The sequence below is a fragment of the Pseudomonas baetica genome, from assembly GCF_051216495.1.
Taxonomy (GTDB): domain Bacteria; phylum Pseudomonadota; class Gammaproteobacteria; order Pseudomonadales; family Pseudomonadaceae; genus Aquipseudomonas; species Aquipseudomonas baetica_B.
Genome location: NZ_JBPKAM010000054.1, coordinates 1 through 15,517, shown reverse-complemented (window position 1 = coordinate 15,517; position 15,517 = coordinate 1). Strand labels below are relative to the sequence as shown.

Annotated in this window: 12 protein-coding genes; 8 read left to right on the top strand and 4 right to left on the bottom strand. The window is 58.9% G+C overall.

Annotated features, from left to right (window positions below; translation table 11 throughout):
- Positions 1 to 250: 250 nt before the first annotated feature.
- Positions 251 to 610 carry a response regulator gene (locus ACSFE6_RS19120; protein ID WP_435429055.1) on the bottom strand — a complete coding sequence of 120 codons (360 nt, stop codon included), beginning with the start codon at positions 608 to 610 and terminating at the stop codon, positions 251 to 253.
- Positions 611 to 859: 249 nt separating this feature from the next.
- On the opposite strand from ACSFE6_RS19120, the gene ACSFE6_RS19115 reads away from it, so the two are divergent.
- The 5 genes from ACSFE6_RS19115 to ACSFE6_RS19095 all read left to right on the top strand — a co-directional run bounded on the left by ACSFE6_RS19115 (position 860) and on the right by ACSFE6_RS19095 (position 7,401).
- Positions 860 to 4,348 (top strand): response regulator, encoded by a 3,489-nt coding sequence (locus tag ACSFE6_RS19115; RefSeq protein WP_435429054.1) that lies wholly within the window; start codon positions 860 to 862, stop codon positions 4,346 to 4,348.
- Positions 4,348 to 5,181, top strand: coding sequence for a CheR family methyltransferase (locus ACSFE6_RS19110; RefSeq protein WP_435429053.1), 834 nt, complete (start codon positions 4,348 to 4,350; stop codon positions 5,179 to 5,181). Before ACSFE6_RS19115 ends, ACSFE6_RS19110 begins: the two co-directional genes overlap by 1 nt.
- Positions 5,178 to 5,771 carry a chemotaxis protein CheB gene (locus ACSFE6_RS19105; RefSeq protein WP_435429052.1) on the top strand — a complete coding sequence of 198 codons (594 nt, stop codon included), beginning with the start codon at positions 5,178 to 5,180 and terminating at the stop codon, positions 5,769 to 5,771. The genes ACSFE6_RS19110 and ACSFE6_RS19105 overlap by 4 nt, the downstream gene beginning before the upstream one ends.
- Positions 5,765 to 6,946 carry a hybrid sensor histidine kinase/response regulator gene (locus tag ACSFE6_RS19100; protein WP_435429051.1) on the top strand — a complete coding sequence of 394 codons (1,182 nt, stop codon included), beginning with the start codon at positions 5,765 to 5,767 and terminating at the stop codon, positions 6,944 to 6,946. The genes ACSFE6_RS19105 and ACSFE6_RS19100 overlap by 7 nt, the downstream gene beginning before the upstream one ends.
- A gap of 77 nt (positions 6,947 to 7,023) precedes the next feature.
- The gene (locus ACSFE6_RS19095) at positions 7,024 to 7,401 is read left to right on the top strand and encodes a response regulator (RefSeq protein WP_435429050.1); all 378 of its coding nucleotides are present in this window, start codon (positions 7,024 to 7,026) and stop codon (positions 7,399 to 7,401) included.
- Between the two features lie 113 nt (positions 7,402 to 7,514).
- Here the strand turns inward: ACSFE6_RS19095 and ACSFE6_RS19090 are convergent, their stop codons facing one another.
- The 3 genes from ACSFE6_RS19090 to ACSFE6_RS19080 form a co-directional block, all read right to left on the bottom strand.
- A complete protein-coding gene (locus ACSFE6_RS19090) occupies positions 7,515 to 9,182 on the bottom strand; it encodes an ATP-binding protein (protein ID WP_435429049.1) in 1,668 nt (555 codons plus the stop codon).
- On the bottom strand, positions 9,182 to 10,684 hold the full coding sequence (locus ACSFE6_RS19085) for an ATPase domain-containing protein (protein ID WP_435429048.1): 1,503 nt from the start codon (positions 10,682 to 10,684) through the stop codon (positions 9,182 to 9,184). The genes ACSFE6_RS19090 and ACSFE6_RS19085 overlap by 1 nt, the downstream gene beginning before the upstream one ends.
- A 227-nt stretch (positions 10,685 to 10,911) precedes the next feature.
- On the bottom strand, positions 10,912 to 11,967 hold the full coding sequence (locus ACSFE6_RS19080) for a tetratricopeptide repeat protein (RefSeq protein WP_435429047.1): 1,056 nt from the start codon (positions 11,965 to 11,967) through the stop codon (positions 10,912 to 10,914).
- Between the two features lie 206 nt (positions 11,968 to 12,173).
- On the opposite strand from ACSFE6_RS19080, the gene ACSFE6_RS19075 reads away from it, so the two are divergent.
- Genes ACSFE6_RS19075 through ACSFE6_RS19065 form a run of 3 tightly spaced genes read left to right on the top strand, consistent with a single transcriptional unit; the run spans position 12,174 to position 15,457 of the window.
- Entirely contained in the window at positions 12,174 to 14,312 is a 2,139-nt protein-coding gene (locus tag ACSFE6_RS19075; RefSeq protein ID WP_435429046.1) for an FUSC family protein, read from the top strand.
- On the top strand, positions 14,302 to 14,502 hold the full coding sequence (locus tag ACSFE6_RS19070; RefSeq protein WP_110963029.1) for a DUF1656 domain-containing protein: 201 nt from the start codon (positions 14,302 to 14,304) through the stop codon (positions 14,500 to 14,502). The genes ACSFE6_RS19075 and ACSFE6_RS19070 overlap by 11 nt, the downstream gene beginning before the upstream one ends.
- Before the next feature lie 4 nt (positions 14,503 to 14,506).
- A complete protein-coding gene (locus ACSFE6_RS19065) occupies positions 14,507 to 15,457 on the top strand; it encodes an HlyD family efflux transporter periplasmic adaptor subunit (protein ID WP_435429045.1) in 951 nt (316 codons plus the stop codon).
- Positions 15,458 to 15,517 lie beyond the last annotated feature (60 nt).

The following is a 15,517-nucleotide window of genomic DNA, read 5'->3' as shown; positions in this document are numbered from 1 at the left end:
AGATTGCCGGCCGTTGAATTACGGACACAAGCTCCCGAAAATCTGGATGTCGAAGGTGCCGTTGGCGGGGGAGAGGATACGAAGGCAGGGCGGACGACTGAAGTAGTGTTTGCGGGAAGCATGAATAGGCCTTGTCGAGACGCGGTTCAAAAAATGCCTCAACGCTAAGCACGTTCAGGCATGGATCAACCCGAAACGATAGGTGCCACCGGGGTTTCAAACATGATGAAAATATTGACGCCTCTATTAACTAACCAATGATGCTTTTGACCTTGTCGCGTAACTGATCAATTGAAAACGGCTTGCCAATCACATGCATCCCAGGCGGCACGTCGATGCTTTCGGCATAACCGCTGGCAAACAGGATCGGCAGGCCAGGGCGCAGGGTGCACGCTTCGTTGGCCAGTTCCCGGCCGTCCATGATCGGCAGGCCGACATCGGTCATCATCAGGTCGATGTGCAGGTTTTGGTCCCGGAGTTTTTCCAGGGCCTGTTCACTGCCGTCGGCCTCCAGCACATTGAACTCCAGCTCCTCCAACACATCGATAATCAAACTGCGCACGATGGAATCGTCTTCGACGACCAGAATGGTGGAGGCGTTGGCTGGCATGGTGGGGTTCTCGACAATGGATGGACGGTCACCGGTCGATTGAAATCGCCGACCCTAATCCATGAGTAAGTGGCGGATCCCGACAAGTTCCCGACGCGCTATAAAAGAATAGTGGAAAGGATAACCGCTCCCGTAGTCATGGGAGCAGCTGAATGTAGGACTTTGCTCGAAAAGGCGTGAGAAAAATGGATCCATTCGCCGTTTTTGGGGCAAACTCCTTGGTTTTCACCCGTTCAACAAGGCTGATTTATGACCTCTGCGTCTTCGGTTGATGAGCAACGCTTCCGCAAACTCCTGAGCCGCAACATCAGTCTGCCGCTGGGTGTCGGCGCCATCAGTGCGGTCTTTTTCGTGTCGCTGATTACGTACCTGCTGTCGACGATCCAGTGGGTCGAGCACACGGACCGGGTGATCAATAACGCCAACGAGGCGGTCAAGCTGACGGTCGATCTGGAAACCGGCATGCGCGGCTTCTTGCTCAGTGGCGATGAAAAATTTCTCGAACCTTACGAAACCGCCAAGCCGCGAATCGAAGTCGTGCTCAATACCTTGCTTGAGTTGACCGCCGACAATTCGGTTCAGTCTGACCGATTGCATCGGTTGCAAGGCTTGCAGCAGGAGTGGGTCGAGTACGCGAAAACCATGATCGACTTGCAGCGAACCAGCGGTGACTACCGCAGCGCGGTCAAGGCCGGAAAGGGCAAGCGCCTGACCGACGAAATCCGCAAACAGTTCGAAGACGTGATCGACATGGAGCAGCAGTTACGCGCAGCGCGTAACGAGGAAGTGCGACGCACGACGATCTGGAGCATTGCCCTCTATCTGGTGTTCATCGCTGCGATCAGCGGCTTGCTGGCGTATGTTGGCCGTCGTGACCTGATCAATCTTTCGCAACAATACGGCGCCAACCTGGCCAGACAACAGGCCAGCGCCGGTCGATTGGAGCGCCAGGCTTGGTTGCGCGAAGGTCAGACCGCATTGGCCGAGCAGATGCTGGGGCAGTTGTCCCTGAATATGTTGGGACGCAACATTCTGCAGTTTTGCGCAAAGTATTTGGGCAGCGCCGTGGCGGCCATCTACGTGCGTGAGGAGCACGGTGGTCTCAAGCGCGTGGCAGCGTATGGCATGTCCCGCGAGCAGGAAGAGCGTGAGCAGCAGATTTACAGCGATGAAGGCATTGTCGGTCAGGTGGCGCAACAAGCGCGGCTGATTCGTCTCGATGAAGTACCGAGTGACTATTTCAAGGTCAGTTCCGGGCTTGGTGAGGGACTGCCGCGCAGTGTGCTGGTGGTGCCAACCAGCGACGATGATCGGGTCAACGGTGTCATCGAACTGGGCTTTTTGCGTCCGCTGGACGACCGTGACGTCGAGTTGCTCGAGTTGATCGCCGGCAACATCGGCACCTCCATCGAGGCGGCGCGCTATCGCCAGCGCTTGCAGGAAGTCCTGGCGGAGACCCAGCAGCTCAACGAAGAACTGCAGGTGCAACAGGAAGAGCTCAAGACCGCCAACGAAGAACTCGAAGAACAGTCGCGGATTCTCAAGGAGTCCCAGGCGCACCTGGAAACCCAACAGGTCGAGCTGGAGCAGACCAACGAGCAACTGGCTGAACAGGCCGAGATTCTCGCCGAGCAACGCGACGCCATGGACCTTAAGAACACTGAATTGAATCAGGCCCAGGCCCAGCTCGAGGAGCGTGCCGAAGAGTTGCAGCGTTCGAGCAAATACAAGTCGGAATTCCTCGCCAACATGTCCCATGAACTGCGCACGCCGTTGAACAGTTCGCTGATCCTGGCCAAGTTGCTCGCGGAAAACCCTCAGGAAAATCTCAGTGCCGAGCAGGTCAAGTTTGCCGAGTCGATCTACTCCGCTGGAAACGATTTGCTCAACCTGATCAACGACATCCTCGATATTTCCAAGGTTGAGGCCGGCAAACTGGAAATCCGCCCGGAGAACACCAGCGTGGAACGTCTGGTGGACGGTTTGCGCGGCATGTTCCAGCCGTTGGCGACGGACAAACAACTGCAATTCCACGTCGAGTTGCAGGACGATGCACCGGCCATGATGTTCACCGATCGCCAGCGCCTGGAGCAGGTGATCAAGAACCTGTTGTCCAACGCAGTGAAATTCACAGAACAAGGCAGCGTCAGCTTGAGCGTCGCCAGTGCGCCGAATCAGGGTATCGCTTTCAGCGTCCGCGATTCGGGGATCGGCATCGCCGACGATCAGCAGGAAAGCATTTTCGAGGCTTTCCGCCAGGCCGACGGCACCACCAATCGCCGTTACGGCGGCACCGGATTGGGCCTGTCGATTTCCCGCGATCTGGCAACATTGCTGGGCGGCTCCATCAGCGTGTCCAGCGCGCCGGGGCAGGGCAGTGTGTTTACCCTGGTATTGCCGCAAAACTACGTTGAACCTGGAGATGATGCCATCGAGCCGATGCGGGCATCGGTCATGGCCGTCCCCAGCGTCGCGGCTCCGCAGGCAAAGCCAGTGATCGCTGATGTCCATATCCCGCGTTTCGACGATGATCGCAGCAAGGCGCCGTTTACCTCCCGTTGTATTCTGGTGGTGGAGGATGAGGCGAATTTCGCGCACATCCTCTACGACCTCGCCCATGAGTTGGGCTATCAGTGCCTGGTGGCTCATGGCGCCGACGAAGGCTACGACCTGGCCCGGCAATTCATTCCCGACGCCATCCTGCTCGATATGCGCCTGCCGGACCATTCCGGGCTGACCGTGCTGCAACGCCTGAAGGAACACGCTGAAACCCGGCACATCCCGGTGCATGTGATTTCGGTTGAAGACCGGGTGGAAGCGGCGATGCACATGGGCGCCATCGGCTATGCGGTCAAGCCGACCACCCGGGAAGAACTCAAGGACGTGTTCGTGCGCCTGGAAGCCAAATTGACCCAGAAGGTCAAGCGCGTATTGCTGGTGGAAGACGATGATTTGCAGCGTGACAGCATTTCCCGCTTGATCGGCGACGATGACATCGAAATCACCGCGGTCGGCTTTGCCCAGGACGCGCTGGACCTGCTGCGCACGACGATTTTCGACTGCATGATCATCGACCTCAAGCTGCCGGATATGCTCGGCGGCGATTTGCTCAAGCGCATGTCCACCGAGGAAATCTGCTCGTTCCCGCCGGTCATTATCTACACCGGGCGCAACCTGACCCGGGACGAAGAGGCAGAACTGCGCCGCTATTCACGCTCGATCATCATCAAGGGGGCACGTTCGCCCGAGCGCTTGCTGGATGAGGTGACACTCTTTCTGCACAAAGTCGAATCCCGGCTGTCCCATGAACGACAGAAGATGCTCAAGACCGCCCGCAGCCGCGACAAGGTCTTCGAGGGTCGAAAAGTGCTGCTGGTGGATGATGATGTGCGCAACATCTTCGCCCTCACCAGTGCATTGGAGCAAAAGGGTGCGGTCGTGGTCATCGGCCGAAATGGTCGTGAAGCGATTGCTCGATTGAATGAAGTCGAAGACATCGATCTGGTGCTGATGGACGTGATGATGCCGGAGATGGATGGTTTTGAAGCCACCGTCGAGATCCGCAAGGACCCGCGCTGGCGCAAGCTGCCGATCATTGCGGTAACGGCCAAGGCCATGAAGGACGATCAGGAGCGCTGTCTGCAAGCAGGCGCCAACGATTACCTGGCCAAGCCCATCGACCTGGATCGCCTGTTTTCGCTGATTCGTGTGTGGTTGCCGAAAATGGAACGTATCTAGTGGAGCGCCAGTATTCAGTGGAGCGAAATACCGAAATCGAACTGCGGTTGTTGATCGAGGCCATTTACCTCAAGTACAGCTACGATTTTCGCGATTACTCCGGTGCATCGATCAAGCGGCGGGTGATCCACGCGTTGAGCCAGTTCGAGTGCAATACCATTTCGGCCCTGCAGGAAAAGGTCCTGCACGATCCCGCCGCGTTCATGCAGTTGCTGCAGTTGTTGACGATTCCAGTCAGCGAAATGTTTCGTGATCCCTCGCACTTCCTGGCGATTCGCCGGGAGGTGGTGCCACTGCTCAAGACCTACCCGTCGATCAAGATCTGGATCGCCGGTTGCAGCACGGGCGAAGAAGTCTATTCGATGGCCATTTTGCTGCGCGAGGAAGGCCTGCTCGATCGCACCATCCTCTACGCCACCGACATCAATCCGCGCTCGCTGGAGAAAGCCAAGCAAGGGATTTTCTCCATGGAGAATGTCCGCGCCTACACTGCTAACTATCAGCAGGCCGGTGGCCAGCGTTCGTTCGCCGACTACTACACGGCGGCCTACGGTTACGCAATTTTCGACAAGTCGCTGTGCGAGAACGTGACCTTTGCCGACCACAGCCTGGCGACCGACAGCGTATTCTCGGAAACCCAACTGATTTCGTGTCGTAATGTATTGATTTATTTCAATAAAACGCTTCAGGATCGCGCGTTCGGTTTGTTTCACGAGTCGCTGTGCCACCGTGGATTTCTGGTGCTGGGCAGCAAGGAAACCCCGGATTTTTCAGCCTTTGGCAATCGGTTCGAGCCGCTGGTCAAACAGGAACGGATCTACCGCAAAACATGAACGGCGCAACAGGTTTGCCTTCCATAGAAGCCATCGTGATCGGCGCCTCGGCCGGTGGGGTTGAGGCGTTGTTGAACATCCTCGGGCCGCTGCGGGCAGGATTCACGTTGCCGATCATCGTGGTGCTGCATCTGCCGAACGAACGCCGCAGTCAATTGACGGAAGTCTTCGCCCGGCGTGTTGCGCTGCCGGTTCGGGAGGCTATCGACAAAACCTCGATTGAAGCCGGAACGCTGTATTTCGCCGCGCCCGGTTATCACTTGTCGGTGGAACTGGACCGCAGCTTTTCCTTGAGCCTTGAGGACCGTGTGCATTATTCGCGGCCTGCCATCGATTACTTATTCGAATCAGCCGCCGATGCCTACGGCCCGAAACTGGCGGCCGTGTTGCTGACCGGCGCCAACCGCGACGGTGCCCATGGCCTTGCGCAGGTCAAACGCCATGGCGGCCTGACGATCGTGCAAGACCCTGAGGAGGCTCAGGTGGCGACCATGCCTCAGGCGGCGCTGGAAATTCATCAGCCCGACCATATTCTTACTGTCAGCGGCATCGGCCGTCTGCTTGTCGAGCTGGAACGAATCGCATGCTAAGTAATATCCAGGCCAAACTGCTGATCGTCGACGATCTGCCGGAGAATCTGTTGGCACTTGAAGCGCTGATCAAGCGCGAAGACCGCACCGTATTCAAGGCGCAATCGGCTGACGAAGCCTTGTCCCTGTTGCTGCAGCACGAATTCGCCATGGCCATTCTCGATGTGCAGATGCCGGGTATGAACGGCTTTGAACTGGCCGAATTGATGCGTGGCACGGAAAAGACCAAGAACATCCCGATCGTGTTCGTCAGCGCCGCCGGCCGTGAGCTCAACTATGCGTTCAAGGGCTACGAAAGCGGGGCCGTGGACTTCCTGCACAAGCCGCTGGATATCCATGCGGTCAAGAGCAAGGTCAATGTGTTCGTCGAGTTGTACCGCCAGAGCAAGGCCATGAAGCAGCAGGTCGAAGCGCTGGAGCAGAGCCGTCGCGAGCAGGAGGCATTGCTGGCGCAGTTGCAGAGCACGCAAATCGAACTCGAGCAGGCGGTGCGCATGCGCGATGACTTCATGTCCATTGTCGCCCACGAGGTGCGCACGCCACTCAATGGCCTGATTCTTGAAACCCAACTGCGCAAGATGCACCTGGCGCGGGATAACGCCGCGGCATTTACCCTCGATAAAATGCACGCCATGGTCGACCGCGACGAACGGCAGATCAAAAGCCTGATCCGCCTGATCGAAGACATGCTCGACGTGTCGCGCATTCGCACCGGCAAGTTGTCGATCCGGACGACCTGCTTCGATCTGTCGGTGCTGGTACGCAGTTTGTTACAGAATTTTGCCCAGCAGATCGAAGCCGCCGAAGCTTCGGTTTCCCTCGACGCCGAACAACCGGTGGTCGGTAACTGGGATGAATTTCGCATTGAACAGGTGATTTCCAACCTGCTGACCAACGCCTTGCGCTACGGTGCCAAGAGCCCGATCAAAGTGAAGGTATACAGTGAAAATGGTGAGGCGCGGGTCGAGGTCCGGGATTTCGGGATCGGTATCAGCGAAGAGAACCAGCAACGGATTTTCCAACAGTTCGAACGGATTTCGGCCACGCACGCCATCGCCGGCTTGGGCCTGGGATTGTTTATTTCCGAACAGATAGTGACCGCCCATGGCGGAACGATTACCGTCGAAAGCCGGATTGGCGAAGGCGCTCTGTTTCGCGTTTGTCTGCCGCTGTAGGAAAACAGCCCGATAAACGCAACCTCTGATCGACCCCGGGGTCGTATCAGCAGCTATTGAACGAACAAAGGCTTCCCATGAGTGAAGATGCACAAGATGTAGTACTCGTCGTCGAGGACGAGCCGGTTATCCTGATGGTGCTGACCGACTACTTGTCGGGGCAGGGGTATCGTGTGCTACAGGCGGAAAACGGCGAGCAGGCTTTCGAGATCCTCGCCAGCAAGCCGCATCTGGATATGCTGATTACCGACTACCGGCTGCCGGGCGGCATATCCGGCGTACAGATCGCTGAACCTGCGGTAAAGCTGCGACCGGACCTCAAGGTGATTTTCATCAGTGGCTACGCGAAGGAAATCCGCGAAACCGGCAGCCCGATCACGCTGAAGGCGCCGATTCTGGAAAAACCGTTCGACCTGGATGAGTTGCAGGACATCATGCAGGATCTATTGTCGTAGCCCTTGTAGGAGCGAGTTCGCGATGGACGACAACGATAACGCATCCTGTCTGGATGAACGCGTTGTCCAGACGTTTTTCGCGAGCAAGCTCGCTCCTACAGGGAATGGGTGTTTCAAACCCGAATCATCTCCCGCACTTTCGCCGTCAACAGGTCAAAGGTAAACGGCTTGGTGATCATCTGCATGCCCGGATCCAGGAAGCCCCCACGCACCGCCGCGTGTTCGGCGTAGCCGGTAATGAACAACACCTTGAGCCCGGGCCGGTATTGCCGACTGATCTCCGCCAGTTGCCGGCCATTCATGCCGGGCAGCCCGACGTCGCTGATCATCAGGTCAATGCGTTGTCCCGAATCGAGAATCGGCATCGCACTGTCCGCATCGCCGGCCTCGACAAAGCCATAGCCCAACTCGCTCAGCACCGTACTGACCAATACCCGCACGGCAGGATCATCCTCAACGATCAGCACCGTTTCCCCGTTCCCGGCAATCGTCGGGTGCAGGCTTTCTACCGATTGACCTTGCGAGACATGGCCCCGATAACGCGGCAGGAAAAGGCTGACGGTGGTGCCTTCGCCGACTTCACTTTGAATGGCGACGTGGCCACCCGATTGCTTGCTGAATCCGTAGATCATTGACAACCCCAAGCCCGTGCCCTGGCCGATGGGCTTGGTGGTGAAGAAGGGATCGAATGCGCGGTTGATGGTGCTTTGCGGCATGCCGCAGCCATTGTCGGTCACGCTGAGTACCACGAAATCCCCGGGTTCGAGATTGCTGTGGGGTTGGGTGAAGTCGGCGTCCAGTTGCCGGTTGGATGTTTTCACCACCAGTTGGCCGCCATCGGGCATGGCGTCACGGGCGTTGATCACCAGGTTGAGCAGGGCGCTTTCCAGTTGATTGGGGTCGGCCTCCGCCACCCACAGTGATTCGCTCAATTGCATGTCCAGGCAAATGCTTTCATCAATGCTGCGCTGCAGCAATTCGCCCATGGACACCACCAGAGCGTTCATCTCCACAGGTTTGGAGTCCAGCGACTGGCGTCGGGAGAATGCCAGCAGGCGGTGTGTCAGGCCCGCCGCGCGATTGGCGGAGGTCACGCCGAGGTCGATCAGACTGTCCAGATCTTCAAAGCGTCCTCGGGCCAGGCGTCGTCGCAGCAACTCCAGGCTGCCGATGATGCCGGTCAACATGTTGTTGAAGTCATGAGCGATACCGCCGGTGAGTTGGCCGACCGCTTCCATTTTCTGTGACTGGCGCAATACTTCTTCGTTGTGACGCAACTGTGCGGTGCGCTCTTCGACTTGCTGCTCCAGGGTTTCCAGGGTGTTTTGCAGGCGCAGCTCGCTTTGGCTTAAATCGATCAGCCGGTCCCTGGCTTCGTACTGTCGTCGGCGACCACGCAAGGCGGTGGTCACCAGACTGATCAAGGTCACCGGATGAAAAGGGCGCTCAAGGAACGTCACATTGCCCAGTTGTGAGCCGAAACGTGACGTCGAGTTCAGTTCCGGGCCGCCATGGTGCGTCAGCAGAACGATAGGCAAGTCGGACCAGGCCGGTTGTTGTTCGATCAGTTTGAGCAGCGGCAAAAGATCCTGGCCCAGCAAGGCTTCTGAAGACACCAGCAACAAGCCTGCGCCTTGTTCCAGCTCAGCGCACAGTCCGTGCAGATCGCGGCTGATGACCCCGTCGAAACCGGCTTCTCTAAGGATCATCAGGGCAATCTGGCCGTCGCGCCCTAGTGGCGCGAGGATGATCGCGCGCTCGGAGGTCTCTTTTTGGACCATCACGAATGTTCATCCGCGAGCAACGGCGCTCCCGCACCGAGATAGGTCGGAACCCCGCGCAGTACGCCTTGGAAGGCTTCCAGCGGTTCACCGATGGTCATGCCCCGTGAACCGATCCGGTATTCACGGATGGTCGATTCATGGGTGCCGGTACGCTTCTTGATGATCGAAATGGCCCGGCGCACCTTGCCCAGTGCCTCGAAGTAACGCAGCAGGATGACCGTATCGGCCAGGTAGGTAATGTCCACCGGGGCCTGCATGTCGCCGACCAATCCATGTTGGGCGACGGTCATGAAGGTCGCGGCCCCTTTGCGGTTGAGGTACAGCAGCAGCTCGTGCATGTGCAACACCAGGGCGTTTTCTTCTGGCATCGCCGCCTGATAGCCGTTGATGCTGTCAATGACTACGGTCTTGATATCGCCCCCGTCCACACAGCGCCGCACCCGGTGGGAGAACTCGCCGGGGGACAGCTCGGCGGCATCCACTTGCTCGATCAGCAGGTTGCCGGTGTCTTGCAGTGCTTGCAGGTCGATACCCAGGTGCTTCATGCGCTCGAACAGCAATCCCAATTCTTCGTCGAAAATGAACAACGCGGCTTTTTCGCCCCGCGTCACGGCGGCGACGGCGAAGATCATCGAGATCAGCGATTTGCCGGTACCGGCCGGGCCGAGGATCAAGGTGCTGGACCCGGTCTCGATGCCACCGCCCAGCAGGGCGTCCAGTTCCGGGATACCGCTGGTCAATTGCTGCCTGAGGTAGGCGCTGCGGTGTTCGGCAGCCACCAGGCGCGGAAATACATGCACGCCGTCGCCCATGATGGTGAAGTCATGAAAACCGCCACGATATTTCTGACCCCGGTACTTAACCACCCGGATACGTCGCCGCTCGGCACCGTAGTTGGGTGTCAGTTCCTCCAGGCGAATCACCCCGTGTGCGACGCTGTGTACGGTCTTGTCGAGGGATTCGGTGGTCAGGTCATCCAGCAGCAGGACCGTGGCGTCGTAGCGCACGAAGTAATGCTTGATCGCGAGGATCTGCCGGCGATAGCGCAGGGAGCTTTGCGCCAGCAAACGGATCTCGGACAGGCTGTCGAGGACCACGCGGGTCGGCTTGACCCGTTCGACCACCTCGAAGATCTGCTTGGTGGCTTCGCCCAACTCGAGGTCCGATGAGTACAGCAAGGTCTGCTGGTGCTCGGCATTGAGGAGGTTTTCCGGTGGTGTCAGCTCAAAGATGTGAAGGTTGTCGGAAATCTCCCACCCGTGGGACTTGGCCCCCTGACGCAACTCGCGCTCGGTTTCCGACAGGGTGATGTACAAACAACGTTCGCCGGCCAGGGCGCCAGCCAGAAGAAAATGAAGGGCAACCGTGGTCTTGCCGGTGCCGGGTTCGCCTTCGAGCAGGAACACATGGCTACGGGACAGCCCACCATCGAGGATGTCATCCAGACCTTCAATCCCGGTGGCGGCTTTTGCGCTGATGAACTCGTTGGATGTAGACAAAAAATGCCCTCTCTTGACCAGGGGAACGAGGCAGCTGGCGCTTGGGCCGTGAAGGGGCTGCCTGTTCACTTGACCTTTGGTCGAGATGAGCGTTCAAACTTTTGTATTGGCATGTCTGTAGGAGCGAGCATGCTCGCGATGAAGGATAACGATAACGCTGGGTGTCAGGATTCCCGCGTTATCGTTCACGACCATCGCGAGCAAGCTCGCTCCTACAGTGTTTGGTGTTAAAGGCCCTGCTGAAGAGCCGGATCGTCAGGGTTGAGCTGTTCCAGTTGCGCCAACAGAATCTGCACGTTCTGCAGCTGCCCGCTTTCCTTCCAGTAATTGATCAGCAGCACCCGCGCCTTGCGATCATTGGGGTGGCGCTGGACGATTTCCTGCAACTGCTTTTGCGCCGCCTCCAGCTCCTGTTCGCCGTGCAGCGTGGTGGCCAGGTCATAGCGGTAATCCTTGTTGTCCGGCTCAAGTTCTACGGCCTTGGACAGGCCGAGCAGGGCGAACTCGCTTTGACCGTGATGCAGGAGCCAGAGCCCCAAGGCATGTTGCAAGTAAGCCGAGTCGGGCTGTGCCTTGAGCTGTTTGGCCAGCAACTCGCGGGCTGCTTCGCCTTGACCCAGCCGGTCCAGCACCTCGATCTGCATCACCAGTGCCGGTAGATTGTCCGGTGCCAGATGCAAGGTCTTGTCCAGTTCCTGCTGTGCCTCTTTCAATTCGGCGTTGTGCAAATGCAGGCGTGCCATCTGATAGTGGTTATCGGCGGTGTCCGGCGCGCTTTTGAGCAACTGCAGCCAAGCATCGATGGCCTGTTCCAGTGGCCCGAAATACAAGCCAAGGTCATCTGGCGATAGCCCCAACAGTGCATTGACCGCCGCCAGCCGCACGCTCTGATCGTTGTCATCGAGCAACGGCCCCAGCAACAAACTGCGCTGCGCGCTGGTGACAAGGCCACTGATGCTTTTGATCGCTGCAATGCGTACTTCGGGTGATTCGTGCTGCAAATCCGCATCCGCCAGTTTCAGCGCTACGGAGCTGGGGTAGTTGGGCAGTTCGGCATGCAACCAGACGCGCCGCTTGGGCGAAATGTCCGGACGGGCCAATTGCTGGTAAAGCACCCGGGCAGCACCAGGTTGGCCTGCACGGGCCCGGGCCAGCGCTTCGCTGTAGCCGCGCTTGATCGCCTCCGGCACCTCGGGCGTTGTGCTGCGCAGGAACAACCACGCGAGGCCAACAATAAACAGGGCGCAGAGGCTGATGAGCAGGTATCGGCGGGACTTGGGCATGCGGAATCCGGAAGCTGGCAAACTTTTGCAAAGTGAGCAGCTTCGGTCAGGCCGGGCTGTGAGTCAAACCCGGACTTGGCTTGCAGCCGGCTGCGACCACCCGACAGGACCCACGAATGTGCCTGCCGGCGCCGCTGATACTGAAACCCGTCGATGCTCCGAAGCAGTGACTACGCTTGCTGGATAACCGCCCACGAGCGATCCCGATGCAAGCGCTGCTGCAATACTTCAAGGCCATCATCCACCCCAGTCGCGGGGTGTTGCTGTTTGCCTTGAGAACCATTGCGGCCGGTTTATTGACCTTGTACCTGGCCTTCATCTTCGACCTCGAACAGCCCAAATGGTCGATCATGGCCGTGGTCATCGTTAGCCAGCCCCTGGCTGGCATGACGCTGGCGCGCAGTTTTGGTCAGGTCATTGGCACTACCGTGGGTGCGATCGTGGCCGTGGCGATCATGGCGATCTTTCCCCAGGCACCAGTGCCATTCCTTATTACCTTGTCACTGTGGCTGGCACTGTGTACCGCCGGTGGCACCTTGTTGCGCTACACCAGTTCCCAGGCGTTCGTGCTCAGCGGCTACACGGCGGTGGTGGTGGGGCTGCTGGCGGTGCCGGATCAGGACGGCACCTTCCTGCTGGCCGTGACCCGCGTGACCGAGACGCTGCTGGCGGTGGCCTGTGTCTGTGTCGTCAGCTTGCTGACCGCACGCCCGGAGGCCGTGGCCAAGGATTACTTTGCGCGGATCGATCAGGTGATCAAATTGCTGGCGACCCATGCCAGCGCCGTCATTCGTACCGAGGAAAGCGAGGCTGACTTTCACCAACGGCAGATGCAGTTGCTCGGGCAGATCAGCGCGCTGGAGGGGGTACGCCGGCATTTGTATTACGACGCGCCGCGATTGAGCAGTTCCGATGATTTGGTGCAATTGCTCGCGAATCAGCTGTTATTGCTGACGGCGCGGCTGACCGCATTGCGCCACCAGCGTGTGCTGTTGCTCGAGCGCTGGGAAGGTGCGATTCCGGCTGAAATACAACAGCTGCTCACGGAGGAGCTGATTTTTCTTGATGAACTGGCCAGGCAGGGGCGCGCACTGTCCGCCGAGCAACGACGCCAGTTTGCCGTGTTGCAACAGCGTTTCGATGCGCTGGCTTATCGCTCGGAGCAACTGACCGAACCCTTGAAAGCCACCTTGCGCTCGCTGTCCTGGTCGTTGCGCTGGGAACAGGCGCGCATGCTGCAGCAACTGGAAACCATTCTGGAGCTGGCCGATGCGATCCAGAGCGGACGCAAGGCCAGCAGCCTGTATCGCGGCCAAGCCAACCCGCTGCACCTGGATTTCACCTTGGCGGCGATGAACGCTATCCGTGCTTATTGCGCACTGATGGTCGCGGGACTGATCTGGATCGAAACCGGTTGGGATGGCGCCCGGGGTGGCATGGTTGTGACGGGGATTCTGTGCTCGCTGATGGCGACATTTCCCCGACCGCTGCTGGCTGTCCAGAGCTATGCACGGGGACTGGGGCTGGCGCTGGTGGTATCGGCGGTGTTGCAGTTCGCGCTGGTGCCGATGATCAGCAGTTTCGAGCTGTTGGCGCTGTTGTTGGCGCCCTTGCTGTATGCCGTCGCAGTGGGGTTGTCCAGCCCACCCACTACCGGCACGGGGATCGGCCTGGGGTTGACGACGTTTCTGTTGCTGGGTCCGACAAACACCGGGATAGGGCAGAACACCGCGATCCAGTGGTTTGAATTCGCCGGCGCCTATACCTGTGCCGCTGCACTGGCGCTGAGCGTGTATGCCTTGATCTTCCCGTTCCGGCCTGTACTGCGCATCCGCCGGTTGCATCAGGAAAATTGTGAGCAGGTCCATGCGTTGCTGAAAATGCCGGCGACCGACGAAAACCAGTTCGCTTTTGAAAGCCGCATGGTCGACCGTCTGACCACGATGCTGGGGTTGTTACCCGCCATCCAGGACAAACCGGCGCGCGATCTGTACGAGGTCAGCCTCGGCTGCCTGGCCCTGGGCATTGCCTTGAACCAGCTCAGGCAACAGGGGCAGAACAATCGACTGCTGAGCCCGCAGACGCAAACCCGATTGTTCGACACGGTTCGCCAGACCGGGCGGCTGGTCGCCGGACGGCCCGGCAGTGAAGTGGACCCTGTGCTCGATAGCTTGCACGTTTTGGGCGACGAACTGGATGCACTGCATTCCAGCGTCCATGAGCAGTTGTGGTCAGTGTTTCGCATGCGCGTGGCACTGCTGATCGTGGTGTCATTCCTGGAACGACACCGTCGCCACTTCGAACCCGCCACTGCGCAACAGGGAGTAGCGAGCCTTGCCCATTGATCTGGAACTGGGCGGCGTCTACCTGCCGCCGATTGCCCAAGCGCTGTTGCTGGGCCTGCCGATTTTCCTGGTGCTGGACTGGATCCTGCGGCGCCTTGGCGTGTTGCAGTTCGTCTGGCATGAAGCCTTGTTTGAGGGCGCGTTGTACGCCTGTGTGTGCGCGACATTGATTCTGGTGATGGGAGCCTGACGCCTTGAAGAAGATCCTTGCCCACCTCTCGACGCTGGCCGTGGTCGCCCTGGCTTTTGTGCTCGGCTGGTTTGCCTGGGAGCACTACACCCGCGCCCCCTGGACCCGGGATGCGCGAGTGCGTGCCGATGTGGTGACCCTGTCCGCCGATGTCGGCGGTCGCATCGTCACCCTCGGCGTGCAGGATAACCAGCATGTGGAGAAGGGCCAGTTGCTGCTGGAGATCGACCCTTCGCGTTATGCCCTGGCGGTGGAACACGCCAAGCGTTCGGTGGAAGTGGCGAAGGTCTCGTTGGGTCAGTCCGAAGCGACCATCGTGGCGAGTCAGGCGTTGCTCCGACAGCGTCAGAGCGAGGAGCGCCGCCGCAGGACACTCAAGGAGCGTTCGGCGATCTCCGGTGAAGAGTGGGAAAAATCCAGTACCGATGTGTCCGTGGCCCAGGCTGATTTGTTACGTAACCAGGCCAATTTGGGGTTTGCCCAGGCCAACGTGCAATTGGCCATAGCGGCGTTGGCCGAGGCCGAACACGATCTGGAGCGCACCCGGGTCGAATCGCCGGTCAGCGGCTACGTCACCAATCTGCTGACCCGGCAGGGCGATTACGCGACGGCGGGCGGTCCGCTGGTGGCGCTGGTGGACAGCGATTCGTTTTATGTCAGCGGCTACTTCGAAGAAACCAAGCTACCGCGAATCGGGGAGGGTGATCGGGTCGATATCGAGTTGATGAGTGGCGAACGCTTTGGCGGCACCGTGCAAAGCATCGCCTTCGCCATCGCCGACCGGGAAAACCTGCCCGGTGGGCGGTTGTTGGCCAACATCAACCCCAGTTACACCTGGGTCAAACTGGCGCAGCGGGTACCGGTGCGAATCAAGATCGATGATGACTATGGGGGCAAGGACAAGTTGCGGGCAGGGACCACAGCGACCGTGACCGTTCAGGAAGACCACCGCTAACCCTCTGTGGGAGCGAGCCTGCTCGCGAAAGCGGTGTATCAGCCACCATTGATGTTGAAC

Bases quoted from the DNA above. Each gene is read 5' to 3' on its own strand.
- ACSFE6_RS19095 (WP_435429050.1), top strand. From the start codon at position 7,024: ATGAGTGAAGATGCACAAGATGTAGTACTCGTCGTCGAGGACGAGCCG.
- ACSFE6_RS19115 (WP_435429054.1), top strand. From the start codon at position 860: ATGACCTCTGCGTCTTCGGTTGATGAGCAACGCTTCCGCAAACTCCTG.
- ACSFE6_RS19075 (WP_435429046.1), top strand. From the start codon at position 12,174: ATGCAAGCGCTGCTGCAATACTTCAAGGCCATCATCCACCCCAGTCGC.
- ACSFE6_RS19080 (WP_435429047.1), bottom strand. From the start codon at position 11,967: ATGCCCAAGTCCCGCCGATACCTGCTCATCAGCCTCTGCGCCCTGTTT.
- ACSFE6_RS19120 (WP_435429055.1), bottom strand. From the start codon at position 610: ATGCCAGCCAACGCCTCCACCATTCTGGTCGTCGAAGACGATTCCATC.
- ACSFE6_RS19105 (WP_435429052.1), top strand. From the start codon at position 5,178: ATGAACGGCGCAACAGGTTTGCCTTCCATAGAAGCCATCGTGATCGGC.
- ACSFE6_RS19100 (WP_435429051.1), top strand. From the start codon at position 5,765: ATGCTAAGTAATATCCAGGCCAAACTGCTGATCGTCGACGATCTGCCG.
- ACSFE6_RS19090 (WP_435429049.1), bottom strand. From the start codon at position 9,182: ATGGTCCAAAAAGAGACCTCCGAGCGCGCGATCATCCTCGCGCCACTA.